Genomic DNA, 25,411 nt, shown 5'->3' with positions numbered 1-25,411 from the left:
TAGTGTAAAAGAATTTAGAAAATTTTCCAGTAAAAAGTTTAATAATTGTAAGTTTTATAAAAAATATTTTAGGAGAAAAGTATGATGAAGAAAATTGGTATGTTTATTTTAGTTGTATTATTGGTATCTACATTTTCTCTTTCAGCACAAGGTGCTAAAGAGGAATCAGACACATTGCGATTGGGGATATCTTTAATGACGTACGAGCACGAGTTTATGCAAGATATGCTTGCTGCTGTAAAAAAATATGCTGCAGAAAATAATATTGAATTATTTGATGTAGATGGAAGAAACGATGTTTCTGTTCAATTATCAGGGATTGAAGACATGCTCAATAGTAAAAACATTGACGGTCTATTACTAAACCCTGTTGATACTGACGCTATTGCACCTGCTGTGCTTGATGCTAATGATGCAGGCGTTCCAGTAGTTACAATGGACGTTGGTTCTTCAAAAGGGGACGTTTATGCACACGTTGCATCTAACAACATTGAAATTGGTAAATTAGCTGGTAATTATGCGGTTGATCTACTTAAAGAAAGAAATGGGAACGTAGAAGGTAAAATTGTTATTTTTGGATTCTCAAAAATTACTTCAATGCGTGATAGAGTAGCTGGATTCAAAGAAGTCCTAGCTGACTACCCTGCAGTAGAATTAATCGAAAGAGAACCAATCAAATTATCAGTTGATGACACACTAAAATTAGCAGAGGACACATTTACCACATACAGTAATGGTGAAATTGATATCTATTACGGTTCAAACGCAACAACTCTTGCTGGTCTTGTCGCAGCACAAGGAAACTCAGGAAGAACTGATTTCCAATTAGTTGGTGTTGATGATGACCCTGCTTTTATTAAAGCACTACAAAGCGCTGACAGTACTCTTGAGGCATTCGTAGCACAAACTCCTACCGATATTGGAGAAACAGCTGTGAACCTCATTATTGATGCAATTAACGGTAAAGAAGCTGACAAAAAAGTAGTTGCAACAACTATCACTCTTGTTACAAGAGATAGTGTGAAAGATTACATGAAAGTAGTTGAAGAAAGAGCTGAATTATTAAAGGCTTATAGATAAACTGATTTCACACTCGGTTGGCTCTTACTAAGAGCCAACCATTCTTTTGCTTACAAAATTTACTTTTAGATTATTATCTACTTACTTGAAAACCTTCTAAAAAGAGAGAGGGTAAAAGGATTACTACTATGTCATTGTACAAAAGAGAACTTGTCCCAAACTATAAAGAATCAAGAGATTTTGGAGATGGTAAAGTTTTAGATATTATTGCAACAGATCAGCTCCTTGCTGGAGAATTGGAACTTCCTCCCTATTCAAAAGCGGGGTATGATGGCGGCCATGAAGACGCTGATGAAGTGTTTTTCGTTTATCAAGGAATTGCAAAAATAGAATTTCCTTCCCTTAACCAATCCCAAGTAGTCCATACAGGGAGCTACATTATGATGCCTCGTGGAATTCCCCATGTAGTTCATAATACAGAAGATGAAGTATTGAAATTAACTTATTTTCAAATTGTAAAATAAATAAAAAAATTAAAAATAACAAAAAGGAGGTTGCATGAAATTACTTACAATTGGTGGATTACTTGTTGAAATAATGCGTAAGAATATTGATGAACCTTTTACAGAATCTCACAGCTTTGTTGGACCATTTCCTAGTGGGGATACTCCAATATTTATAAATGAAGCTGCTAAATTAGGAAATGAATGTACAATTATTGGAACTGTCGGTAACGATGGATTTGGTGATTGTATTGTAAATAGATTACAAGAAAGTGGTGTAGATACATCTGTGATTAAAGTAAAAGAGGGATACACAACAGGAACTGCATTTGTTGCATACTTTGGAGACGGCACCAGACAATTTTTATACCACTGGAGACACTCAGCAGCGGGTATGATCACAGAAGAAGATATTGATGCTATCGATCTTACAGAGTTTGATTGGCTCCATGTTACAGGAATTACATTAGCTGTGAATAATCACTGCAAGAAGGCTGTAGAGAGACTTATTGAAAAATTACCATCTACTACTACTTTAAGTTTTGATCCAAATATTAGACCAGAAGTCTTATCTGCAGAGGAAATCAGAGTCCTTTGTGAGCCTATCATTAAAAGATCAGAATATATTTTCCCTAGTGCAACTGAAGCAAGTATGCTTACAGGATTGAAAGATGATGTAAGTGGATGTAAAGAATGGGCAAAGCAGGGAAAGACTGTCATTCTCAAAAATGGTGAAAAAGGGTGTATTGTCTTTCATAAAGATGAAATGTTAGAAATACCTTCATTCAAAGTTGAAGAGGTCGACCCCACCGGTGCAGGAGACACATTCTGTGCAGGGTTTGTAACAGCAATAGGGGATGGAATGAGCTTGTATGATGCAGGAAGGTTCGCTAATGCAGCAGGGGCACTATCGGTGAAGAATAAAGGACCTATGGAAGGAGCTAGTACAAAAAAAGAAGTAGAACTATTTCTTAAGGAACAAGAAAGAACAACTACGCATTAACAAATAACAAAGTTGTTATGCGAATACAGGGAGATTATAATGGTTATAGATATGCATGCATATCCTGGATTTATCAGAGAAATTAGTGATGATCCAAGTAGAGTCGAATTTAGAAGAAAACATTTCTTTCTCTATAAACAACACGTTTGGCCTCTTGAACTAGTAACAAAACAATTAGATGCTGCCGGTATAGACAAAGCAGTAATATTGCCAGAAGACATAAGAAGTCGATATGGTGACACAATTGTATCAAATGAAGAAGTTAGAAAGTTGGTAGATTTAGTGCCAGAAAGGTTCATAGGGTTTGCAAGTGTCGATCCAAACTGTGATGATGCAGTTGAAAAGTTAATCCATGCTTTCGTTACTATGAAGCTTAGTGGATTAAATTTAAACCCATCAAATCAAGGTTTTTTTCCCAATGATGAGAAAATGGATAAAATATATGAAGTGTGTGTAAAATACAATAAACCAATTATGTTCCACTCTGGCATGACATGGTTAAAAAATGCACCAAGCAAGAATTCTCACCCACTAAATTTTGAAGAGGTTGCAATTAAATATCCAACACTTAGAATCTGCTTAGCTCATTTTGGATGGCCCTGGGTTATGGAAACAGCCATGTTGCTATTAAAATATGAGAATATCTTTGCAGATACCTCACTCTTATATTTTGATTCTCCAAAGCAATTCTTCGATACAACATTCAATACACAACTTGGTCCTTACTGGATAGATAGGATGTTAGCAGACAGAGTAATGTTTGGATCTAACTACCCAAGAATTGAACAAAAAAGAATGATAGAAGCTTTGGATGTACTTCATTTAAGAGAAGAAAATAAAAAGAAAATACTTGGAACTAACGCTCTAAGATTTTTAGGAAGGTGAAGCAATGGTTGAACATTATGACTTAACAATACTTACTGATGACGATTACGATGTTAAATATATCGGAGAGCAAGTAAAAGAAATTATAAAAAAATCAAAGATATCTGATGGAATTATCTCAGTAATAACATCTCATACCAGTACAGGGATTCTTGTCACTGAGCCCTTGGAATGTATAGTGAGTGATTTAGAAGTGTTACTTAGACGATTAGTCAAAGATGATGAAGAATATGCTCATGCTCACTTTTTACCAACATACGGAAGAACCTCTGCAAATGCTCCAGGACACTTAAGAAGTATTCTTACTGGCAATAGTTGCATGTTCCCTCTACGTAAAGGTAAGATGCAAATGGGGGCAGCTCAAGACATTCTTCTTATGGAGTTTGACGGACCGCAAGAAAGAATGGTATTTGTAGAAATAATTGGTGAATAAATAGGCTCTGTTTTCGAAGAGTATTGAATCGCTACCCCGCAGCAGGGAATGGCAATGGTGGCTTATGGAATATTTCCTGATATGTGGAGCACTTGCCGAGTTTCTGCAGCTTGTCCGATAACAAGGTTTTCAGATCAAGACGGTCCACACCGGGGTTCTCAGCCTCAAACCCATTCCAGGCGAGATAGTTGTCGAGGTATTTCGTCGAGACACCCCTGAAGGGAGCCAGCAAGCCCTTCAGGCGACTGTGCAGGTTGTTGATCTTCTGCAGGTTGTACCGTCCACGTGCCTCACAACCCTTTATTCCAGCCTTGAGCTGTACCACGGGCAGGCTGTTCAGGTCACAGAATGTGAATGTCAAGGAGTTTTTTCTCTAATTGGGTAAGGAGTTTTTTCCTTGATTACCCTTCGGTGACTCGGTGCTCATCCAGGTTGTCCAGACGATCCGTGAACACGCCAGGGCAATCGATGTCTGTTCCCGCTATGGAGGCGATGAGTTTACTGTCCTGCTTCCCGATACTACCGTCAAGCAAGCCTATCATGTCGCACGTTCGCACGTAGGATTCTTGACGGAGTGGGACCTTTGCATATAATGGAAGGAAAGCCGGTGTCTGTGAGCATCAGACTGGTCGCGTGGGAATTCGGTATGGATGAACACGTGACCATGGAGTTTGCCGACAGGGCGCTTTATACAGCGAAAGTACATGGAAAGGGTAGGATTGCGGTCCACGAGGAACCCAATCCTAACATCTGAACCAACCGAAGGAGCATGGTATGAAAGATGATGCGAAACAATAGATTTCCACTATCGATGCATATTGAACAATGCAATCCCAGTGTCCAGCCAGTTTTGGTCGAGATGTATTCGATCATACGGGGAGCAGTGCCATAAGCTACCGAGAAGATCAGCTATGGAATGCCTGCGTTCTTCTTGAAGAAGAATCTCGTGTACTTCGCGGCTTTGAAAAACCATATCGGATTCTATTCGACTCCATCGGGTGTGGAGGCTTTCAAGGATGAGCTTGGACAGTACAAGAGGTCGAAAGGCACGATTCAGTTTCCATTGGAAAAACCGCTACCCGTGGAGTTGATCCGCAATATCGTGATTTTCCGGATGAAGGAAGTGCTCGGCATATAGTTGGGTATCAATAGTTGAATACCATATCACCTCTCTATTCTGATGGCAGATTATGTCTCTTTTGTATGATATGATTTTCTTGTATAGTGACTCCAACCTTTCCTTCAATCCCAGATATTATTAGGAGGCCTTTATGATTGTTAGAGAGTTCATGGATTTGGTCCGTTCAAACAAACACGATAATAAGCGGGTTGGGGTATTCAGTATCTGTAGTGCACACCCAGTTGTACTAGAGGCTTCACTCCTCCATGCGAAACGTAATGACTATCTGCTTGTGATTGAAGCGACATCCAACCAAGTAAATCAATTCGGTGGTTACACCGGTATGAGACCCGTAGACTTTTATGATTACATACGTAGGTTGGCTAAAGGCACTGATTATCCGTTTGACCGCATTCTTCTTGGTGGAGACCATCTTGGTCCCAATATGTGGAAGAACGAGAATGCCGAAATCGCTATGGAAAAAGCATGTGAAATGATCCGTCAGTATGTGGTGGCAGGATTCAGGAAGATTCATCTGGACGCAAGCATGTTCTGCAAGGATGACAAAGGTGATAGAAGCAAACCGCTTGACGACAAGATAGTCGCTGAACGAGCTGCCAGGTTATGTAAAGTGGCAGAGGAAACTTGGAGCGCTTTGGACAACAAGGGAGAACCTCCCTGTTACATCATCGGAACCGAGGTTCCTATTCCGGGTGGAATGACCTCCAATCACCACGGAGTCAATCCCACTGAACCGGAAGCAGCAGTCAAAACAATTACTGTCACCCGGGAAGTCTTCGTGAATAATGGTCTCGAATCGGCATGGGACAGGGTGGTAGGCTTGGTCATACAACCTGGTGTTGAGTTCGGAGATGACACGGTGGTTATGTATGATCCGGACAAGGCACACGAATTGCATCAGGCACTAGCCAAATATGATTCTCTCGTCTGTGAAGCACACTCGACCGATTACCAGACGGAGGGAGCCTTGTCATGCTTGGTGGAAGACCATTGCTGCATACTTAAGGTCGGTCCTTGGGTAACGTATGCGTATCGTGAAGTCTTATTCGCGCTGGAATCTATCGAAAAGGAACTTGCCGGCAAGCAGGATTTCACAAAGATTTCAACCCTTCGGAAAACCATCGAGGAAGTTATGGTGGAAAATCCGCAATACTGGAAAAATTACTATGCAGAAGGGCCGGATCTACCGCTCACCATGGCATATAGCTACAGTGATCGGGTACGGTATTATTGGGAACAACCGAAAATCAAGGATGCAGTCCAGTTGCTTCGAAACAATTTGAAATCGATTGAAATACCTCGATCCTTGTTGAGCCAATACTTGCCCATCGAATATCTTGAGATCATGGAAGGAAAACTTTCGGTGGATTTGGATGACATTATATATCGACACATTCAGTTGGTTCTTGATACCTACAGGAATGCTTGTGGATGACAACTCGATAGCTAAAACCTAGTCGGTTTCGATTCGATCGCTGATTCCTTCTAGAGATCGGCGATTATTACTTCTATCCCGGTAGCTTCTATTTTCCTTCGCATCGAAGAATCGATTCCACTATCGGTAAAAAGTTTTGTGACTTTGGATAGGGGGGATATAACAGCTGGTGCCACCTTGCCCATTTTGCTATGGTCTGCCGCAACCCAGACTTCCTTTGCTTGGTGTATGAATAATGCAGCAGCGTGCGCTTCTTGCATGGTATATGTGGAGATACCCCGCTCCATGTCGATTCCATCGACGCCAATCAAGGCAATGCTGAGATTGAGTTCAGATAGTGTTCTGTCGGCGATATGCCCAACCATCTCATAAGACCGGGAACGGAGTGTTCCCCCAGAAACCACAATCTCGACCGATTTTGAGGATGCAAGTTCCATTGCAATGTTGATTGCGTTGGTGACAACAGTGATTTGTTTCTCTTTCAGATGCTTTACAATCGACATGACAGTTGTCCCGCCCGTGCAACCGACAACGCTGCCTTCGGGTATACATTCGGCTGTAGTGATTCCAATAGCCCTTTTTTCTTGGATATTTGCCATGACTTTCGTGTGAAAAGGTAGTTCCTCCTCGGAGTCGATGGAACGTGCTCCACCATGTGTCCGTTTTAAAACACCAATCTTGTTCAGGGCATCCAAATCTCTTCTTACAGTTGCTCTCGAAGCATCCAAGACGATAGTCAACTCATCTACATCAACGATTCCCTTTTTGGCGAGTTCACTCTGTATAAGTTCAAAACGTTTTTCTCGTATCATCGTGGTCCTCTACTTTTTAATAATAGACTGCTAAATAATAGACCGTAATCGATTATGATTCAATATATGATTTTTCCAATTAAAATAAAATCAAAAACAATCAAATATTTGTAAAAACACATTGACAAATGATTGAATTGCTTTCAAAATATAGGCATCTTACGTTGAGAGGGTTGTATGAAAAAGACACTGACTGGATTGGAAGAACTTCTTGGAAAAGCAGGGGCGGAACGCTCCGGATATATACATACTGCTTCGGAAATCCTTAGCCAACCGACCATGTGGCGTGAAACATGGGAATGTGTCAACAAAGCATCGACGCAACTAAAAGCATTGCTAGGTGATAATCCCCGCTTGGTACTCTCTGGTGCCGGCAGCTCACATTTTGTCGGTGTTTCGGTTGCTCCGATGTTGAGAAAAGTTTTTCCCTATGCCGAAGCTGTAAGTTCCACAGATATCGTCATGGATCCCGAATCGGTATTTCCCAAACAGGAATTCATCCTAGTGTCATTCGCAAGATCCGGTAACAGTCCTGAAGGGATAGCAGCGGTCGATTTGGCTGAGAAGCTATGTGCAGGCAACGTGAAGCATCTCGCCATCACATGCAATCCGAAAGGAGAACTGGCCAAGATTGTTGGAGCCATGGGTTCAAAGGGATATGTTCTGAATCTACCCGAAGGGACCAATGACAAGGGCTTGGCAATGACTTCTTCCTTCACTTCAATGGTTCTTGCAGGATTACTTTTGCAGTACATCGATAAAGATAATATTACCAGTAGCAGAGCTGATGTCGATGCACTATCCGAACTCGGCCAGCATATTCTGGGAAAGTTCGATGAAGTTGCCCGTCGGATATCGAACGAAGATTTCGCCAGAATCTATTTCATCGCATCAAGACCGTATTTCGGGGGTGCTTTGGAAGCTCATTTGAAGGTGCAGGAACTTAGTGGTGGTTCTATCGTAGCATATGCATCGGACACGTTGGGATTACGACATGGGTTCATGGCATCCATCGACGATCAAAGTATCGTTGTGCTCACAAGTTCATCGAACGCTTATCGGAAACAATATGAATTGGATATCCTACGAGAAATCAAAAAGAAGAAGCTGGGGAAAATGGTGGTTGTGATCGCCGATGACAAGAGTGATTTCGAAGATTTCGCGGATGTGGTGGTAGAGTTGAATGCTTCCGCTCCGATTTCCGATGGATTCCTGTCCATCATCACAGTGCTTCTTGGCCAAATGATTGGATTCTATGTTTCAATGGTAAAAGGATTGGATCCCGACTATCCGTCTCCAAAGGGAATTATCAATAGAGTTGTCGAAGGGATTCGTATCTATCCCTACCCAGTTCCCGACGGATCGTTTTGATGGGTAGTGGGATAAAGGAATTGTGTGTAAAGAGTAATCATACCATTAAACCGATGAATGAGGATTGCTGATATGAAAAGTTTCAAAATAAATTCACAACTTTTCGAAAGAGAATCGGTATTGGCAATTATTTTGCTGATTCCTGCGCTGGTGGTCATTTTTGGTGTCCTGATATTTCCGTTGGGTACTTCGTTGGCTCTGAGTTTCACCGATTTGAAGCTGACAAACCCCGATAGCGGAGGTTTCATCGGATTCAGGAATTTCGTTGAAGCACTGAAGAATCCTCTCTTCTGGTCATCCATAGGTCGAACTACAATCTTTGGAGTCTCGACAGTATTGACAGAAGTTTTTCTGGGAGTAGCAATAGCATTGTTGCTCAACCAGAAATTCAAGGGGCGAGGATTCGCCCGCGGCGTAGTGATACTTCCTTGGGCTTTGCCCTATGTGGTCAACGGTATCATGTGGAAATGGATATTCGATGCGAACTATGGAGCATTCAATGCTTTCCTTTCACAAATAGGCTTCTTGGAAACATATAGAATCTGGTTGGGAGAACCGATTTCAGCATTTGCGATTGTAGTGTTCGCGAATATTTGGAAAGAAACACCGGTAGCGGTCATTCTTGTTATCGCCGCTCTGCAGTCGATTCCACATGAATTGTATGAAGCCGCTTCCATCGACGGTGCAAGAAGTTTCAGGAAGTTTAGAAGTATAACCTTTCCGATGCTCAAACCGATTATCACAACCTTGGTTATTATCAAGACAATCTGGGCGCTAAAAGAGTTTGACTTGATTTATATCATCACGAAAGGTGGCCCGGCGAACAGCACGAATATGTTCTCATATTATATTTATCAGAACACATTCAAATTTCTGAATTTCGGATACGGTTCAGCATTAGCATATCTTCTTACATTATTAACAATTATTCTGGCCTATTTCTATATGAGAAGTCTCAAGGTGGGTATCGATGTCGAAAGTTGAGAAAGTACTTGTCCGTAAAGTCTTTTCGATCTATTTGAGTGAGGAAAGTGATGGTTGCAATGAAAATGAATAGGAAGTTTCGACAAAGCTTTGTATATATTGGAGTTCTTATTGTACTGGCAAGTATTGTCGTGCCATTCTTATGGTTGGTCATCAGCAGTGTCTCCACAAGAATACAATTGACAACTGTGCCGCTGAAGTGGGTTCCCGAGGTTCTGAATCTCAAGAACTATCAGGAAATGCTGGTTGCAGAGACTGGTGTCAACGCCTCATTGAAGATTGGATTGCGAAATAGTGTGGTAGTAGCTGTTTCGGCAACTCTGTTTTGTCTATTCGCAGGATCGCTGGCTGCTTATGCCTTCACAAGATTGCGGTTCAGAGGAAAGAATGTTCTTTTTTCCTTTATCCTGTTATCCCAAGTCATGCCCATGATTGTTCTGATCATTCCCATTTACATCATCATGAATCGATTAGGTCTGTTGAATACGCTTCTCTCATTGGTGCTTGCCGATTGTGCGTTCGTTCTGCCTCTGGTCATTTGGTTGATGCGAAGCTACTTTTCTTCTATTCCATGGAGTCTGGAAGAAATGGCAAGGATTGATGGATGTTCTCGGTTCGGTACGATTTTCAGGATTATACTTCCACTTTCAAAACCAGGATTGGCTGCAAGTGGAATCTTTGCGTTCATCATTGCCTGGAATGAATTCTTCTCAGCCTTGATTCTCAGTTCCACGACCAGATCGAAAACCATCAGTGTGGTGATCAGTGAATACTCGAGTAAGGTTGGTGTTGATTATGTAGCTATGGCTGCTGCCGGTGTCGTTGCCAGCATTCCTCCGGTTTTACTAGCCATAGTATTTCAAAGATATATTGTGCAAGGACTAACTGCCGGATCAGTTAAGGGTTGACGGCGGTTATTCAAATAACAACCCGTGAGGGAAGGAGAAGGTTTATGAAAAGGTTTACGTTTTTGTTAGTTGCTCTTGTTCTTATAGGAGGCCTGGTATTTGCCGCAGGTTCTTCAGAGCAGGAAAAAGAGAAGATTACTGTAATCATGCCAAGGCATGAAATGGACTTGGATGGTCTTTGGGAAAAACAGACCCGAGAGTTCGAGGAAGAGACAGGTATCCAGGTCGAATTCATACAAATGTCTTGGGATGAAGTTCAGACCAAGGTGATGATTGACCTGTCAGCGGGTGGCTCTACCTATGATGTCATTGAATTTGATAATGGTTGGGTTGAAAAATTCGTTGCGACCGGATGGTTGGAACCATTGAATTCGTATGGAACCGATGAGTATTTCGACAGCCTCTTGCCAGGAATTCTTAATACGTTCACCGTAGATGGCGATATTCTCGGAGTTGGTTGGAACAACGATACCAGATTCTTCTTCTACAATAGGGAGATGTTGGATAAAGCCGGTATCAAAGAGGCTCCCAAAACTTGGGCCGAGGTGGTTGAACAGTCATCCAAGTTGAAATCCGCTGGAATTTCCGAGTATCCGATGGCAGAATACTGGAATCAAGAATGGGCATTGGCCAACTCTATTGCATTCTATCTATATAGTTTTGGTGCAAACTACTTCGATGAAGACGGGAATATCACGATAAACGACGCAGAAGGGATCGAGACCCTCCAGTTCATGCTCGATATACTGAAGGAATACAAGATCGTCAATCCTTCGAGTATTACCCTTTCGCAAGAAGCAGCGGCGGATTTGTTCTATAGAGGTTCTTCCGCATTCTTCTTCCAAGGTCCACCAAGCACCTATAGTTATGCGAATGATCCTTCAATGTCGTCCGTGGTCGGCCAAGTTGAAGTCGCGTCTTGGTTGCCTGGAAAGACAACCGATGTCCAAGCTACATTGACCCTGCCTGAGGCGTTTGCCATTCCGAAGACCAGTGAGAATAAAAATGCTGCTTGGAAGTACATCGAGTATATGATTTCCGCTGAGAAGGACAAGGAACGATCACTGCAAATCGGTAGCTTACCTATGTTCTCCGATGCTTATGAAGATCCCGAATTGTTGGCAAAATATCCGCACTGGATCCAGTTCGGCGCACAGTCTGAAGTTGCCCGGGCGCTTCCTTTGGTTTCGTGGTATGATGAACTTGTGGAAAAGACCATTGTTGTTGTACAGCAGATGTTCCAGGGGAGCAGAACCCCGGCGGAAGCTGCCGACGAGATTGCAAAGTTCTTAGAGGGTAGAGAGTATAACGGGAAGACCTTGAAGTAAGGTTTGCCGGTTACAGATTCAGCAATATCGAAGTGGCATGGTTCCCGCAAGAAACTAGGCCACTTTTGACTAGTCAACCATGAATAGGAGTTCGGGGATGTCTCAAGACGTATTGTTTGTTGGAGATGCTAATCTAGATTTGCTTCTTTCTGATTTGGAGAACGGATTGCAGGAAGACAAAGAGGTCTTTTGTGATGAGTGTGAATGGACTCTCGGAGGCTCTTGCACACTTACAGCAGCTGCATTTGCCCGTCTTGGCGGCTCTTGCGATTTCTGCGGACTACTTGGTGATGATACGAATGGTGGAACAGTGAGGGACGCCTTGGCCGAGGCAGGGGTAGGAGTGGACCTCCTTCGTATGGATCCACATAAAAAAACAGGTCTGACAGTAAATATCATCCAAGGGAGAAATCGAACCCAAATAACCTATCCAGGTTCATTGTTGGACGTCGATGAGACGGATACAATCTTGAAAACCATGGGAAAATATCGTCATATTCATTTTTCAGGTATATATGGGACCAAAAAATTCCTTCCAAGAATTGAAGAAATTCTTTTACATGCAAAAAGGAATCATCTTACCGTTTCGCTCGATACACAATGGGATGCAACCGAGAGATGGGATTATATCGAGAGATGGTTGCCACATGTCGATTGGCTGCTGATCAATGAAGACGAAGCCAGGTCGATTGCTTCGAGACTGGGTGCACATGGAGAGGTCTTGAAATCGGTTGACCATGTTTGGAACTTTCTTCTTTCAAAAACACCTTCACCGATAATAAAGATGGGAAAGAAAGGTGCTTTTGCGAGAGGGCGAATCTACCCTCCTTGTGATGTGGAATCGATAACAGATACGACAGGTGCTGGAGACAGCCTTGCAGCCACATTCCTATATGCCGTATTAGTTGCAAATTACGATTTCGATGGAGCTATGACACTATCTCAAGCTGGAGGAGCCCTTGCGTGTACGTTTACCGGGGGATATTCCTCAAAATTCACTCTCCCAGCTGTTGAGAAACTGAAGGATGCAGGAACTAAGTCCAGCTAACCAGAACAAGTACTGGTTTCTAAAGCAGGTTTCACTATTTTGACGATTGCAAAGTAAGAAGTGACTCTATGAACATAATGATATTACATGAGAATCAAATCACACCGATAATGGATATGAGGATCAAACATAACCTCTGTCTCTGCTTTCCCCATCAAACAGATTACTTCTCCCGTTCCCGGGGATGGAACGATGTTCCCTCCGATATCACTGTTGTGGGGATGGACAATGATGATCCGATAGCCCATCTTGGTGTAGCGATTCGCTCGATTCAGGTTGATGGTAATGATTATAGGATCTTCGGTTTGCAGAACGTGTATGTTGTTCCTTCCCACCGTGGAAAACACTTGGTGGATGTGTTGTTCACCGAACTGTTGGAGTATCTGAAAGGAGTGGATTTGAATTTTGGACTCCTGTTCGCTAGAACAAAGGTTGAACATGTCTATACTCGATTGGGATGGAAAAGGATGGGTGATGTTTCGTTGAAGGTCAAGTATGGTTCCGGGGAGGTTCAACAACGGAAGTTTATCCACGACCACCTCTATTTTTACCCGTTTACAAAAACTGGACCACCCGAAGGCCCATATTATCTCAATGGTCCTGATTGGTAGATAAGTACTTTGCTGCGAAACGTAGAAAATTGACACTGCTATTTAACAACGTATTATATTTTTTGCATATATGCATTGAAGCAAACCAAGTATGATGCAAACCGATTCCTTCGACTCGGAAGATGGTGATGCACCCTGTCTGTGCATTCGATTGGTACTGTACATACCTTGCAAATTGTTGCTTGCAATTTTTTATGATGTTGATGATACTTTTCGTAATCGAGGTACAAGTGAAGATATTCATAATCAGGCACTTTGAAAGTGAAGCGAATGTCCAGCACATCTTGGCAGGAAGAAAGGATTATCCCCTGAGTCCTAGAGGTGCCGAAGATGCGAAGAACGTCGCTTCCCGCTTTCTTCGAGAATATAGACCTCAAATTGTCTATTGTTCACCACTGATTCGAGCCTTGCAATCCACGATCCCATTCGTAATCTCAAAAGGAACCCCAATCATTGTCGATGAGCGGTTGGTTGAACATGACATCGGGGTATTTGCGGGAAGAACATATAGCGATGTGGAATCCGATCCACGCTATGAGAATAACAGAACGAAACGATGGGAATGGCGTCCTCCATTAGGAGAAACCTATGAAGAGATTGCAGCTCGGGTAGAATCATTCTTCTCAGCTTTATCCGTTGACGGTTCCGATTGTCTTATCGTAACCCATGCTGTGACCATGCGGATTATTCGGGGTTTGCTTGAAAATACGTTTCCTGAATATCCCGAGCATATTCCAAAAAATGGAGAGATGTGGGAAGTTGACTTTAGAGGAGTCGAAAATAGCCATGTCATCGCAACACATCTGTTCGACGACGTCGACTACAGAAACAACCGGGTTTGATCCACCTGTTCCTTCAATCATCATGTTAATCGATAATCATCAAACAGCCTGCCGGTTGGCAGGCTGAATGATTGATGTCTTTAGACAGTTGAGTACGCGAAGCGTACGAAACATAAAACCACCCGCTATGCAAGTGCGGAAACGGTTTGTTATACAAAGGCTCTGTTTTCGAAGAATGTTGTTAGACAGTTAACAGCGGGTAATCCCCAATAAAGTGTGGTTACAATCATGGCCACTCGTGTTATACTTGAGACACAACCACCCTTAGGGAGGCGTGATTTGATTACACGTGATTTTCGCATTTCAGTTCGTACAAGGACTGAAATTGATTTTTTTCCAGCGTTATTTCCGTCAGATGCCGACCTTGGAGATCTCTATAAGCAGGCAACTGAACTCGCCTACCTTTACAACACAAAAGTAAAAGCAAAGGGAGGAAATGACTGGGTTTCTCCGGCAAAACTCCATGCTTCGGCCGTCTTGCACCTACTCTATCAGAGTGTTCTTTCCCATTACCTAAGCTACAATGAACCTGATTTCTTTACCCGCTTGGTCACATTAGTCAACAAGAACCATGCTGCCCAGGAAGTACTTGCTTTTTACATGAAGGAGTTTCCTTCCCCCCTCTTGGTCGAACAAGGTCTGCCACTGGATTACTTCTACGAGGAGTCTCTTAGGGGCTATTTTATTCATCAAGTCATGCAGGAAAATCCTGCACTTATGAAGGCAAGTAAGCCATTCCTTGCCCCAGAAGGGCTCTCTTTCCCCAAGGCCGCCCAAGCTGTCACTGCCTTAATGGGAGGATATACCCTTTCCAGTGCATCAATGACCAATAGTGACGATGATATCTTCTCCTTCCTTACTCGGCCGGCAAAACTCTATCCTGATTCCTTGATCAATCAAATCTCCTACATCATCGAGGCATGGGGGGAACTGATTCCCCAAGGTCTGAAGGAATTACTCTTGAAAGCCATGGATGTGGTAAAGGAAGAAGAAAAGCCTCACTTCGCTGGAGATGGAGGAACTCCGGTTATGGTCGTACCGGACTACACACTCTTTGATCAGGAGTATGAGGCATTCACTGCTGACCGAAATTGGATGCCCAATGTCATCATGTTAGCAAAATCCACCCTCGTATGGCTTGACCAACTGACCAAAGAGTATGAATACCCCATCGACACCTTGGACAAAATCCCTGACCGAGAACTTGATCTGATCGCAAGCAGGGGCTTTACCGCTCTCTGGCTTATTGGACTGTGGGAAAGGAGTACTGCCAGCAAGAAAATCAAGAACCTTTGTGGAAATCCCGATGCAGAAGCTTCAGCGTATTCATTGAAAAATTATGAGATTGCACAGGCCATCGGAGGATGGCCTGCCTTGGACAACCTGCGTCAACGGTGTGCAAGTCGAGGGATTCGACTCGCCAGTGATATGGTTCCCAACCATTGTGGTATCGATGGTGACTGGGTTTTTGAACATAGCGACTACTTTGTCCAGCAGAGTTATCCGCCATTCCCCTCTTACACCTATGATGGTCCAAACCTTTCTCCGAACCCCGATATTGAGATCAAGCTTGAAGACCACTACTACGATCGTAGTGATGCTGCAGTGGCCTTCAGAAGAAGGGATCTGAGAAACGGGGAAACAACATACATCTTCCATGGCAATGATGGTACTTCGATGCCATGGAACGATACTGCCCAGTTGGATTTTCTCAACCCGGTAACCCGTGAGGCTGTATATCAACAGATTAAGCATGTTGCAAGCAACTTCCCCATCATCCGCTTCGATGCTGCAATGACTTTGGCAAAGAAACACATCCAACGACTCTGGTACCCGAAACCGGGGCACGGAGGCGATATTGCAGGACGAGCTCAGTATGGCATGGATGAAGCTGAATTCAACCGCAGAATCCCCCAGGAGTTTTGGAGAGAAGTGGTGGACAGGATCAATGAAGAGCTTCCCGACACGTTGTTGCTTGCAGAAGCATTCTGGATGATGGAAGGATACTTTGTCCGCACACTGGGAATGCACCGTGTGTACAACAGTGCATTCATGAATATGCTCAAGAATCAAGAAAACCAGAAGTACCGCGAGACCATAAAGAATACGCTCAATTTTGACCCTGAGATTCTCAAACGGTTCGTGAACTTCATGAACAATCCTGATGAAGAGACTGCAATCACCCAGTTTGGAGATGGAGACAAATACTTTGGAGTCTGTACCCTGCTTGTAACCATGCCGGGACTTCCCATGTTTGGGCATGGACAGGTTGAGGGATACCGGGAAAAGTACGGGATGGAGTACCGTCGTGCATATTGGAATGAAAAACCCAACCAATATTTAATTGAAGAACACCATAAGAGAATTTTCCCGCTCCTGAAGAAACGCTACCTTTTCAGTTGTGTTGATTATTTCCAACTGTTCGATCTCTATCGAGATGGGAACGTGCAACAGTCAGCATTCTGCTATGTGAATGGAACAGAACATGAGCGGGTCATGGTTCAGTACAACAACCAGTATGAAGCAGTGGAAGGTTGGATTAAGGCATCTGCCCCCAAAGTAAGAAAAACAAATGGTGAGAAACATTTTGAAGAAGTCAGCCTTGCTGAAGCCCTGAATCTGACAGTGGGAGGAAGACGGTACGTTATCACTGATTCATTCACCGATGGGCTTACCTACATGAAACCCTCCTTGAAAGTCTTTGATGAAGGATGCTTTGTCCACCTCCGTGGTTTCGAAACAAAGGTATACCTCAACATACGGGAAGTAGAAGACTCTGATGGAGTCTACTCCGCCCTGTATGAACAGAGGGGAGACTCAGGTATTGCAAACTTTGACCAGGAGATTCTTGCCTTACGGCTCAAACCAGTCTACAAGGCAATGGACCATTTACTCTCTCCCTCCTTCTTCAAACAAATCAAACGAATTTTGAGTGGAACTGCAACCAGCAAGACAGAACGTACCCTTATTCTTTTGCTTGCAGAAGCCTATACACACCTCACTGCAGTGGTGGAAAATCTACACCCTGAAGCAAGAAAGTCCCTGCCTTCCCTTCCTAAGGAAATTAGCCCAAGTTCTATGCTTGAAGAAATCCAGAGAATATGTACGCTCTTCAGCAGTGAAGAGAGTAGACTCTTTTTGCAGGGGACCATGATTCTTGATGAGATGGAATCTGTAATGGCTGCCGCACTTTTCCTGAAGCCATTCCTCAGCGAAAAGGCAACGGTGAGTGATGCAATGATTGCAAGTGACAAGCTATTGCTCTCCCGTTTCTTCTCCAAACAATTGTGTGAAGCTGGTTTTGAACATGAACTTGCGAGAAAGGCTTGCCATAGCGCAGCTATCCTTGCAGCCAGTGCAAACATGATTGACGATGAAGCCGATGACCCAAAACAGATTCTGTCCACACTGCTTGAAGACCCTTCTCTCAGAGCATACGCCCAGATAAACGAACACCAAGGGGTGACATGGTACACAAAGGAGGCAATGCAAGAGATCATCTATCTTTCCGCTCTCTCCCTTGCAATTCACAAGAAAATCCCTAATGCACAGGAGTATGTAAGAACCTTGATGGATGCAGAGACGGAAGCACTCTATAAACTTGATCGGCTTTTAGGGTAATCCTTATAGTTTGATTGACTTGCCAGAGTTGTTAAGATACTCTTGGAAACTATGAAGACGTGGATTAGTTATTTAGCTGCAACAGCCTTGGCGCTGGCTGCAACCCTTTTATTCGGGGATTCGACTGTTTTTCAGCAGCTGATGTACACCATTACTGCCCTATTGGTACAGCTGGGTGGTTTTGTCTTGATTCCCTTGGTATTTTTTGGATTTTCTTCGGGAATAGCTTCCTTGAGAAAGGATAGCAAAGGATTTGTCTTCAGTCGGACAACCATCCTCTGGAGTCTATTCTCCACACTGTTGCTCGCCCTCTCTGGGGCACTTGTGTTCAGGGTATTCCCCACCTACTTCCCTGCAAGTAGCAGTGCGGGCACTGATGCAACCTCACTTACAGCCATTGCCCCCCAGTCATTGTCTACGCTTTTTGAATCCTTGCTTCCCATCAATCCGTTCTATACATTGGCAAGTGCTGAAAGTTTCCTGCTTCCAGTAATCATCATTGCGTTGGTCTTCGGATACTTCTTAAAACCTAACGTTGAGGTGATTCGTCCCGCCTATGTGACAATGAACTCCTTGAGTGAGACAATGTTCCGTCTTTCTCGTACCTTTGCAATCTTGGGCCATATTTTTGTATTCTTCAGCGCATCCTACTGGTTCAGCCACCTACAACAAGAGGGAACCATCTTTGTTGCAGGAAGGTTCCTTTTGATGCTTCTCGGTTCCACGTTTGCAGTGCTTTTGTTGGTACTTCCGTTGCTTTTTGCCATAGCCACTCGTTTTAAGGTGAACCCCTACCAAGTGCTCTACCGGATGCTTGCTCCAGCGTTAGCGGCGTTGTTTACCGGAAGCATCTTCTTTTCCAGTCCCATCAGCATTCCACTTTCCAGACATAACCTCGGATGCCAGAAACGAGTTAGTGCAACAGCCTTCCCCCTTTATACCTTAATTGGCAGGGGGGGGTCAGCTATGATTGCAACCTTGAGCATCCTCAGCTTGTTGTATGCTGCAACAGCAGCGATGCCATCAGACAAGGTCATTCTCATAGTTGCACTTTCAAGTGCCATGTTCTCCTTTGCCAGCCCCTTATATCTCGGTTATGAAGTTTTTTTCATTTCCATCATAGCCTTGCAATTCCTGAAAATTGACCTCTATGGTGCGGAGATGACCTTGATTGCCCTCATGCCGATACTCAACGGGCTGGGGATACTCATTGACTCCTACATTGCTGCCTTTGGGGCAACATATACCTGTCACAGGATGGGGGTACTGCTTGAGAGTGCCTACCGGGATATCCAGTAAGACACCATGGGAAAGAATCTACGCTTCATATTTCTGGGAATTCAAACAGTAATTACCCTGTTGCTCTCAATTGCAATTATCCATGCGATGGTGAGCTCATTACAACTGCAACAGGGCATCTGGTCCACAGCTCAATCACATCTACTGCCATCCTTGATCCATCTCTGGGTTACCGTAATTGCCGCACTGTTGCTCTGTTTTTTCTATAGGGCAAACATTGGGGCTGAGGCACTGGTTCTTCCTTTATTGCTTCTAACGATCAGCCTGGGCAATGTAAAAATCCTACCAGCGTATCAGACTCTCACGCAGATTTTCATCATCAGAGCGAGGACTATTTCTGTTATCTACCACTTTTCACTGCTGTTTTCTTCATTCTTATTTCTTGCCTCTGGGATTTTCCAGCAGACCATCAATCCAACCAAGCTTTGGCAGTACTCCTTTTTTGGTGCCGCCAGTGCCTTGATGCTCTCCATCCTTGTACCGGTATCAGTCAACAGTCCCTCTTATCTTTGGGAGGCAAAGGTAACGAACAGCCTATTTTTGGGAATCTGCGTGCTGATCAATGTACTGGCAGTGGCCACATTTCTGATTGCCATGTTCGAGGAACATTTCAGCAGACAGAATTTTTCACGCTGTCTGGCTTTTATCTTGATGATCATAGGAAACGCCATGGTAACCATAAGCCAGAACACCTTGTATAACTTCCTCGGTCTCTTGCTCTATGTTGCTGGGACAAGTACCCTGATCCTGGTTACCAGAACGTACCACATCTGGACGTAGATTTAGCTAAACAACGGTGTTATTCCCTCTTGCTTAACCAAAACTTCCATCTCCTTATCGCTTGGCTTCCTGATCGGCTCCTGCGCAGCCTTGAGAATATGGGGCAGTATATGGATATCACCGGTACTGTTCAGGAAGACCTGCTCATTGGAAAGAACCCAGTGTACAGCCTTTCGGATGGAAGCCTCATCGGTAAGAGGATCATACCAAGTAGCATAGAGCTTCTCCTTGTCTCCAAGTTCTCCCCTCGCAAGGCTCTTGATGGTCTGCACAGCAATACTCCTCTCCTTGCATACATGGAAGAGCTTTTCAGCTTGCTCCCGATACAACGAATTCTGCATCATGGAGTAGTTGTAGGGCAGAAGAACTGAATCAAAATCATAGACTTCCAGACTCTTCAGGTGTGCTGAAGGAGCCCCAACACCGTGTCCGGTTACTCCAATGAAACGAACCAATCCCTGTTCCTTTGCTTCGATGGCAGCTTCCAAAGCTCCTCCCTCACCCATCGCGGTTTCCCACTCATCCGGTTCTACAAGGTAGTGAAGTTGCCATAGATCAAGGTGATCGGTCTGGAGGCGCTTAAGGGTCTGTTTCAACTCCTCCAGTGCCTCTTCCTTGGTACGCTTGTTTGTTTTTGAAGCGAGGAAGAACGAGGATCGATGTTTTTTCATCCAAGGGCCTATTCGTAGCTCAGCCTCACCATAACTCCTTGCGGTATCGATATGGTTGATCCCATTATCGAGCAGGAGAGCCAACGTCTCATCAGCTTCCTTTTGGCTCACTTCCCCAAAAGCAGCAGCCCCAAAAAGCACCCTACTAGAGGTATGGCCGGTTTTCCCGAATGCTTTGTATTCCATCGTTTCCTCCTTCTAAAAACACAACAGGGGCATGAAGCCCCTGTTTCATCAGAGCGTAGAACTCATCATTTTACCGTTATAATACTTGGATCGTATTCGCTTGGAGACTCAAAGTCGAGCAGATTCATGCAGGTTGCTGCAATACTGCTTATTCCGAGTCCACTCTTGAGCTCAGTCTCATACTCTCCCTGATAGTTGCTGTCACAGATGATGCATGGTACAGGGTTGAGCGAGTGACTGGTCTTTGCCTGAGGGTCACCATTCTCCTTGTACTTCACACTACCATCCTTGGCATGCTCAAACATATCATCAGCATTCCCATGGTCTGCGGTGATTACCATCACGCCACCTGCTTCCATGACCGCCTTGTATATTCTACCAATCTGCAGATCAAGCCCTTCCATCGAGCAAACAACAGCTTGGTAGTTACCGGTATGACCCACCATATCTCCATTGGGGAAATTCAGCTTGATGAAATCCCAATCACCGTTTTCAACCTCTTTGATGACACGGTCAGCAATTTCTGCACACTTCATCCAGGGACGTTCCTCAAAGGGGACGATGTCACTAAGAATCTCTACATACTCTTCAAGGGATGCGTCAAATTTCCCACTCCTGTTTCCATTGAAGAAGTAGGTTATATGCCCGAACTTCTGGGTCTCACTGATGGAGAACTGTTTCACCTTTGAGGCACAGAGATACTCAGCAAGTGTTTTATCAATTGCCGGGGGTGTTACCAAGAACTGTGCGGGTACATGCAAGTCACCATCATACTCCATCATACCGGCATACTCGATATCGGGACGACGCTTGCGATCAAATTCGGTGAGCTCTTCGGCCTCAAAAGCCTTGGTAATCTCAAGAGCACGGTCACCTCGGAAGTTGAAGAGAATGACACTGTCCCCATCTTCAATGGTACCTACCGGTTTTCCGTCCTTTGCAATTACGAAAGGAGGCAGGTCCTGGTCAATTGCCTTTGACTCTTCACGAAGTGTTACAATAGCCTCATGAGCGCTGTCAAACATTCTTCCTTCACCCAATACATGGGTTTCCCAGCCCTTCTTGACCATATTCCAGTTTGCGTTATACCGGTCCATAGTAATGACCATTCTACCACCACCACTGGCAATCTTTGCATCGAATCCTTCATCATTGAGGCCAGAGAGGAACTCCTCAAATGGATCGAAGTATTCAAGGGCACTGAGCTCTCCAACATCCCGTCCATCAAGTAGTGCATGTACACGAACCTTGGAGACCCCTTCCTTTTTTGCCTGGACAATCATTGCCTTGAGGTTGTCGATATGGGAGTGTACATTCCCATCGCTCAGCAAACCAATAAAGTGGAGAGTTGACTGCTTCTCTTTTGCATTATTGATCAACTTCTTCCACGTAGTGCCTTCATACATCGCACCTGTAGAGATGGAAGCATTGACCAGCTTCGCCCCTTGGGCAAAAACCCTTCCACAACCCATGGCATTGTGACCAACCTCACTATTACCCATATCATCGTCTGAGGGGAGCCCCACTGCAGTGCCGTGAGCCTTGAGTTTGGTCCAGGGGTAAGCCTTGTACAGCTTGTTCAGGGTTCCGGTACGTGAGGATGCCACTGCATCCCCTTCTTTGTATTTTCCAAATCCTACGCCATCCATGATGACCAATACAACAGGACCTTTCCGAGAAATTTTTCCCATTTTTTTCAATGCATCAACCATTATATAAAACTCCTTGTAATTCCATTTCGTGTGCTGGCTAAAGAGGTTTTGTTGCACCCCGTAGATACTCCAGCGCTTCCTCATCAACCAGATGCTCCAGTTCTTCATAGACCCAGTGATGATATGCATCCACCATAGCTATCTCTTGGGCTGAAAGCAGGTTCTTGTCTATCAATCTGCGTTCAAACGGACAAATGGTCAAGACCTCAAAGCTCAAGAATTGCCCGAATTCCGTTTTCACATCCTCTCTAACGGCAACAATGTTCTCAATCCGGATCCCATGCCGACCTTCTTTGTACAGGCCTGGTTCATCACTGACCACCATACCTTTCTTCAATGAAACGGGAAGAGGCTTTGGGCTGATGGAGTGAGGGCCTTCGTGAACGTTGAGACGGAACCCAATACCATGACCAGTACCATGGAAGTAACTCATCCCCTGTTGCCAAAGGAACTGCCGAGCCAATGCATCCAATTGGTATCCACATGTTCCCTCAGGAAAACGTGCAGAAGCGATGGCAAGATTTCCTTTCAATACCAGCGTATAGTCCCTGATCTGCTCATCAGTGGGTTCCCCGAAGAGAATTGTGCGGGTTACATCGGTCATCCCAAAGGTATACATCCCTCCGGTGTCGAGAACCAACAAACCATTTCCTTCAACCGTCAGATTACTCTCCTCTGTTGCACTGTAGTGACATATTGCACCATGCTCTGCCCAGCCACTGATAGGAGAGAAAGATTCTCCAATGCAATCAGGATTACGCATTCTCTGTTCCTTGAGTAGGTTTGAGATAGCAATTTCAGTATAGGTTCCTTGCTTAGTATCGAGACGGGAGAGGAAATTGACCAAGGCTACTCCATCCAGCAGGTGCGCTTTCCGCATCCCTTCCATTTCTGTGTCATTCTTGCAAGCCTTCAATTCAGTGGTGAAATCAAGGCCAGTGACTGTTTTTATCCCCCCGAAGGTCTCTGCAATGAGAAGATTGGTCTTTTCTGGATTGAAGTACAGAACATCCCTCTCTTTCAAAACACGCTTGAGTGTTGAGACCACATCCTGGTAGGGAAGAATGGTGAAATCCTGGGAAACATCGTTACTCAGGGCATCAGTAAATCTTCCTGGATTGGTAAAAAGCCATGCATCCGTCTTGCCAATTACAAGATAGGCAAGGAACACAGGATTGTAAGGAACATCATCACCCCTAAGATTGGTTATCCACGCAATATCATCCAAGGAAGAAATTACCGTATAGGAGGCCCCTTGCTGCACCATGGCATAGCGGACCATGGCAAGTTTTTGACTGCGGGAGAATCCGGCAATATCATCAGGAAGCGAGCTCACCGGCTTTGCAGGGACTTCACTCCTGTCCTGCCAAATCTGTTCCAGCATGTCATCAAAAGGAACCAAATCCAAGTCTTCCTTGAAGGCTTTCTGCAAGTCCTGCTCTCCTTTTACCGTCAACGTCGCCTTGTCGATTCCTATCCTACTTCCTTTCTGCAGATGCTCCTTTAAATAAGCACTGGGATCAGGATAGGAGGGGGTGTCAATCTTCATCATCTGGAAACAGGTTCCCTCAATCTGCTGCCCTGCCTGGATGAAGTAGCGTGAATCGACCCATAGCAAGGCATCTTCCTGAGTGATGAGAACTGTTCCTGCACTCCCAGTGAAACCACTGATCCAAGCTCGGCTCTTCCATCTATCACAGACATATTCGCTTTGATGGGGATCGGTTCCATTGATAATCCACCCATCAAGGTTATTGTTAGACATTAGGGAACGGAGTTTTCCAACCCGTTCATCAATTACTGACATGCTTGACTCCTTCACGCCGTTTCAGAAAAACAGCGAAGATACCTGCTGAAACAATCATGGCCAGACAGAAGAGCTGACCCAAGGAAAAATTGAAAAAGGATTGGAACAAGGCAATATTGTCCGAATTACTGCCAAGGGCGATGATGTAGCCAAGGTTCTCATCAGGAGCCCTAAAGTATTCAATGAAGAATCGAACAAAACCATATCCTGCCGTATACCAGACCAAGCCAAATCCTGAAGGATGTTGCTTTCGTCTCGGCCTGATTACAAACCAAAGGAAAAGGAACAGCAATATCCCTTCAAACAAAGCTTCATAAAGCTGACTCGGATGCCTGGGAAGATTGACCATAGCTCCACTTTGATACCTGATGCCTACTTGGTCGGCTATTGTTCGCACCCATGCATAGTTGGTGGAAAAGGATGGTGCATCAGGAAAAATCATTGCCCAAGGTTTGGTAGAAACCCTGCCAAAGAGTTCTCCATTGATAAAATTACCCAAACGTCCAAAGGTATACCCGAGCGGAGCTGCATAGGCGACCGTATCGGCAATGGAAAAAAAGGATAGCTTGTATCGCCTACTGTAAATCCATCCTCCGATGATAGCCCCTACCAAGCCTCCATGGTAACTCATTCCAGGGAGACCAATAAATCTTCCACCCCTAAAAGGCCAGAATATCATCCAAGGGTGGGTCCAGTAATAGAAGGAGCCATCATAGAAGAGAACACTGAATAAGCGTGCTCCAAGGATCAAACCAACTACACAATACAATACAAGATTCAGTGTTTGGTCAGCATCAATGGCTATTTCACCCTTTCTTGCCTGTACACGGATCATCAGATAAGCAACACTAAAGGCTACCACGTACATCAGACCATACCATCTGAGAGGCAGACCGGGTATGATTTCCGGTGAAATCCAACTGGGAAATTCGATGAATAAGGTCATGAGGCAAGTGTAATGTGCAATACTAGTGTGGTCAATACTCAACAACCTAGCCGATTTCCTTCCAA

At 44.2% G+C, this 25,411-nt stretch carries 24 protein-coding genes; 18 read left to right on the top strand and 6 right to left on the bottom strand.

Annotation, left to right across the window (positions count from 1 at the left end):
* The first annotated feature begins 81 nt into the window (after nucleotides 1–81).
* From DYP60_RS00575 to DYP60_RS00555, 5 genes are all read left to right on the top strand, one after another.
* Nucleotides 82–1,080 (top strand): sugar ABC transporter substrate-binding protein, encoded by a 999-nt coding sequence (locus tag DYP60_RS00575; protein WP_117328920.1) that lies wholly within the window; start codon nucleotides 82–84, stop codon nucleotides 1,078–1,080.
* A gap of 128 nt (nucleotides 1,081–1,208) precedes the next feature.
* Nucleotides 1,209–1,544 (top strand): cupin domain-containing protein, encoded by a 336-nt coding sequence (locus tag DYP60_RS00570; RefSeq protein ID WP_117328919.1) that lies wholly within the window; start codon nucleotides 1,209–1,211, stop codon nucleotides 1,542–1,544.
* Nucleotides 1,545–1,578: 34 nt separating this feature from the next.
* Nucleotides 1,579–2,526 (top strand): sugar kinase, encoded by a 948-nt coding sequence (locus DYP60_RS00565; protein WP_117328918.1) that lies wholly within the window; start codon nucleotides 1,579–1,581, stop codon nucleotides 2,524–2,526.
* Nucleotides 2,527–2,565: 39 nt separating this feature from the next.
* Nucleotides 2,566–3,411 carry an amidohydrolase family protein gene (locus DYP60_RS00560; protein ID WP_117328917.1) on the top strand — a complete coding sequence of 282 codons (846 nt, stop codon included), beginning with the start codon at nucleotides 2,566–2,568 and terminating at the stop codon, nucleotides 3,409–3,411.
* Nucleotides 3,412–3,415: 4 nt separating this feature from the next.
* On the top strand, nucleotides 3,416–3,844 hold the full coding sequence (locus tag DYP60_RS00555) for a secondary thiamine-phosphate synthase enzyme YjbQ (protein WP_117328916.1): 429 nt from the start codon (nucleotides 3,416–3,418) through the stop codon (nucleotides 3,842–3,844).
* Nucleotides 3,845–3,875: 31 nt separating this feature from the next.
* Here DYP60_RS00555 and DYP60_RS14785 read toward each other — a convergent pair whose 3' ends face one another.
* Entirely contained in the window at nucleotides 3,876–4,205 is a 330-nt protein-coding gene (locus DYP60_RS14785) for a hypothetical protein (RefSeq protein ID WP_117328915.1), read from the bottom strand.
* Between the two features lie 58 nt (nucleotides 4,206–4,263).
* Between DYP60_RS14785 and DYP60_RS14700 the strand changes: the two genes are divergently transcribed.
* From DYP60_RS14700 to DYP60_RS00535, 3 genes are all read left to right on the top strand, one after another.
* Nucleotides 4,264–4,437 (top strand): diguanylate cyclase, encoded by a 174-nt coding sequence (locus DYP60_RS14700; RefSeq protein ID WP_117328914.1) that lies wholly within the window; start codon nucleotides 4,264–4,266, stop codon nucleotides 4,435–4,437.
* Nucleotides 4,438–4,748: 311 nt separating this feature from the next.
* Nucleotides 4,749–4,982: an iron chaperone gene (locus DYP60_RS14410; protein ID WP_276308948.1), complete on the top strand. Its 234-nt coding sequence runs from the start codon at nucleotides 4,749–4,751 to the stop codon at nucleotides 4,980–4,982.
* 133 nt (nucleotides 4,983–5,115) lie between these two features.
* Nucleotides 5,116–6,420, top strand: a complete 1,305-nt coding sequence (locus DYP60_RS00535) for a class II D-tagatose-bisphosphate aldolase, non-catalytic subunit (protein WP_117328913.1) — start codon at nucleotides 5,116–5,118, stop codon at nucleotides 6,418–6,420.
* Nucleotides 6,421–6,470: 50 nt separating this feature from the next.
* Here the strand turns inward: DYP60_RS00535 and DYP60_RS00530 are convergent, their stop codons facing one another.
* Nucleotides 6,471–7,232, bottom strand: coding sequence for a DeoR/GlpR family DNA-binding transcription regulator (locus DYP60_RS00530; protein WP_117328912.1), 762 nt, complete (start codon nucleotides 7,230–7,232; stop codon nucleotides 6,471–6,473).
* A 177-nt stretch (nucleotides 7,233–7,409) separates the two neighbouring features.
* On the opposite strand from DYP60_RS00530, the gene DYP60_RS00525 reads away from it, so the two are divergent.
* The 10 genes from DYP60_RS00525 (at nucleotide 7,410) to DYP60_RS00480 (ending at nucleotide 20,024) form a co-directional block, all read left to right on the top strand.
* The gene (locus DYP60_RS00525) at nucleotides 7,410–8,603 is read left to right on the top strand and encodes an SIS domain-containing protein (RefSeq protein ID WP_117328911.1); all 1,194 of its coding nucleotides are present in this window, start codon (nucleotides 7,410–7,412) and stop codon (nucleotides 8,601–8,603) included.
* A gap of 72 nt (nucleotides 8,604–8,675) precedes the next feature.
* Nucleotides 8,676–9,587, top strand: coding sequence for a carbohydrate ABC transporter permease (locus tag DYP60_RS00520; protein ID WP_117329111.1), 912 nt, complete (start codon nucleotides 8,676–8,678; stop codon nucleotides 9,585–9,587).
* Between the two features lie 65 nt (nucleotides 9,588–9,652).
* The gene (locus DYP60_RS00515; protein ID WP_117329110.1) at nucleotides 9,653–10,495 is read left to right on the top strand and encodes a carbohydrate ABC transporter permease; all 843 of its coding nucleotides are present in this window, start codon (nucleotides 9,653–9,655) and stop codon (nucleotides 10,493–10,495) included.
* Between the two features lie 44 nt (nucleotides 10,496–10,539).
* Nucleotides 10,540–11,823 (top strand): ABC transporter substrate-binding protein, encoded by a 1,284-nt coding sequence (locus DYP60_RS00510; RefSeq protein ID WP_117328910.1) that lies wholly within the window; start codon nucleotides 10,540–10,542, stop codon nucleotides 11,821–11,823.
* A 97-nt stretch (nucleotides 11,824–11,920) separates the two neighbouring features.
* A complete protein-coding gene (locus DYP60_RS00505) occupies nucleotides 11,921–12,871 on the top strand; it encodes a carbohydrate kinase family protein (RefSeq protein ID WP_117328909.1) in 951 nt (316 codons plus the stop codon).
* Nucleotides 12,872–12,939: 68 nt separating this feature from the next.
* Nucleotides 12,940–13,482: a GNAT family N-acetyltransferase gene (locus tag DYP60_RS00500; protein ID WP_117328908.1), complete on the top strand. Its 543-nt coding sequence runs from the start codon at nucleotides 12,940–12,942 to the stop codon at nucleotides 13,480–13,482.
* A 203-nt stretch (nucleotides 13,483–13,685) separates the two neighbouring features.
* The gene (locus tag DYP60_RS00495) at nucleotides 13,686–14,324 is read left to right on the top strand and encodes a histidine phosphatase family protein (protein WP_165849454.1); all 639 of its coding nucleotides are present in this window, start codon (nucleotides 13,686–13,688) and stop codon (nucleotides 14,322–14,324) included.
* Nucleotides 14,325–14,603: 279 nt separating this feature from the next.
* Nucleotides 14,604–17,945, top strand: a complete 3,342-nt coding sequence (locus DYP60_RS00490; protein ID WP_240622800.1) for an alpha-amylase family glycosyl hydrolase — start codon at nucleotides 14,604–14,606, stop codon at nucleotides 17,943–17,945.
* Between the two features lie 51 nt (nucleotides 17,946–17,996).
* Entirely contained in the window at nucleotides 17,997–19,244 is a 1,248-nt protein-coding gene (locus DYP60_RS00485; protein ID WP_117328906.1) for a cation:dicarboxylate symporter family transporter, read from the top strand.
* A gap of 6 nt (nucleotides 19,245–19,250) precedes the next feature.
* Complete coding sequence (locus DYP60_RS00480) at nucleotides 19,251–20,024, top strand: hypothetical protein (protein ID WP_117328905.1); 774 nt, start codon at nucleotides 19,251–19,253, stop codon at nucleotides 20,022–20,024.
* 2 nt (nucleotides 20,025–20,026) lie between these two features.
* On the opposite strand, the gene DYP60_RS00475 is transcribed toward DYP60_RS00480, so the two are convergent.
* The 4 genes from DYP60_RS00475 to lgt all read right to left on the bottom strand — a co-directional run bounded on the left by DYP60_RS00475 (nucleotide 20,027) and on the right by lgt (nucleotide 25,346).
* Nucleotides 20,027–20,881: an aldo/keto reductase gene (locus DYP60_RS00475; protein WP_117328904.1), complete on the bottom strand. Its 855-nt coding sequence runs from the start codon at nucleotides 20,879–20,881 to the stop codon at nucleotides 20,027–20,029.
* Between the two features lie 65 nt (nucleotides 20,882–20,946).
* Nucleotides 20,947–22,593, bottom strand: a complete 1,647-nt coding sequence (gpmI, locus tag DYP60_RS00470) for a 2,3-bisphosphoglycerate-independent phosphoglycerate mutase (protein ID WP_117328903.1) — start codon at nucleotides 22,591–22,593, stop codon at nucleotides 20,947–20,949.
* A gap of 37 nt (nucleotides 22,594–22,630) precedes the next feature.
* Entirely contained in the window at nucleotides 22,631–24,400 is a 1,770-nt protein-coding gene (locus tag DYP60_RS00465) for an aminopeptidase P family protein (RefSeq protein WP_117328902.1), read from the bottom strand.
* Complete coding sequence (gene lgt / locus DYP60_RS00460) at nucleotides 24,387–25,346, bottom strand: prolipoprotein diacylglyceryl transferase (RefSeq protein ID WP_117329108.1); 960 nt, start codon at nucleotides 25,344–25,346, stop codon at nucleotides 24,387–24,389. Before lgt ends, DYP60_RS00465 begins: the two co-directional genes overlap by 14 nt.
* Nucleotides 25,347–25,411 lie beyond the last annotated feature (65 nt).

This window comes from Sphaerochaeta halotolerans (genome assembly GCF_003429665.1).
Lineage (GTDB): Bacteria > Spirochaetota > Spirochaetia > Sphaerochaetales > Sphaerochaetaceae > Sphaerochaeta > Sphaerochaeta halotolerans.
This window is presented reverse-complemented; position numbering and strand designations above follow the sequence as displayed.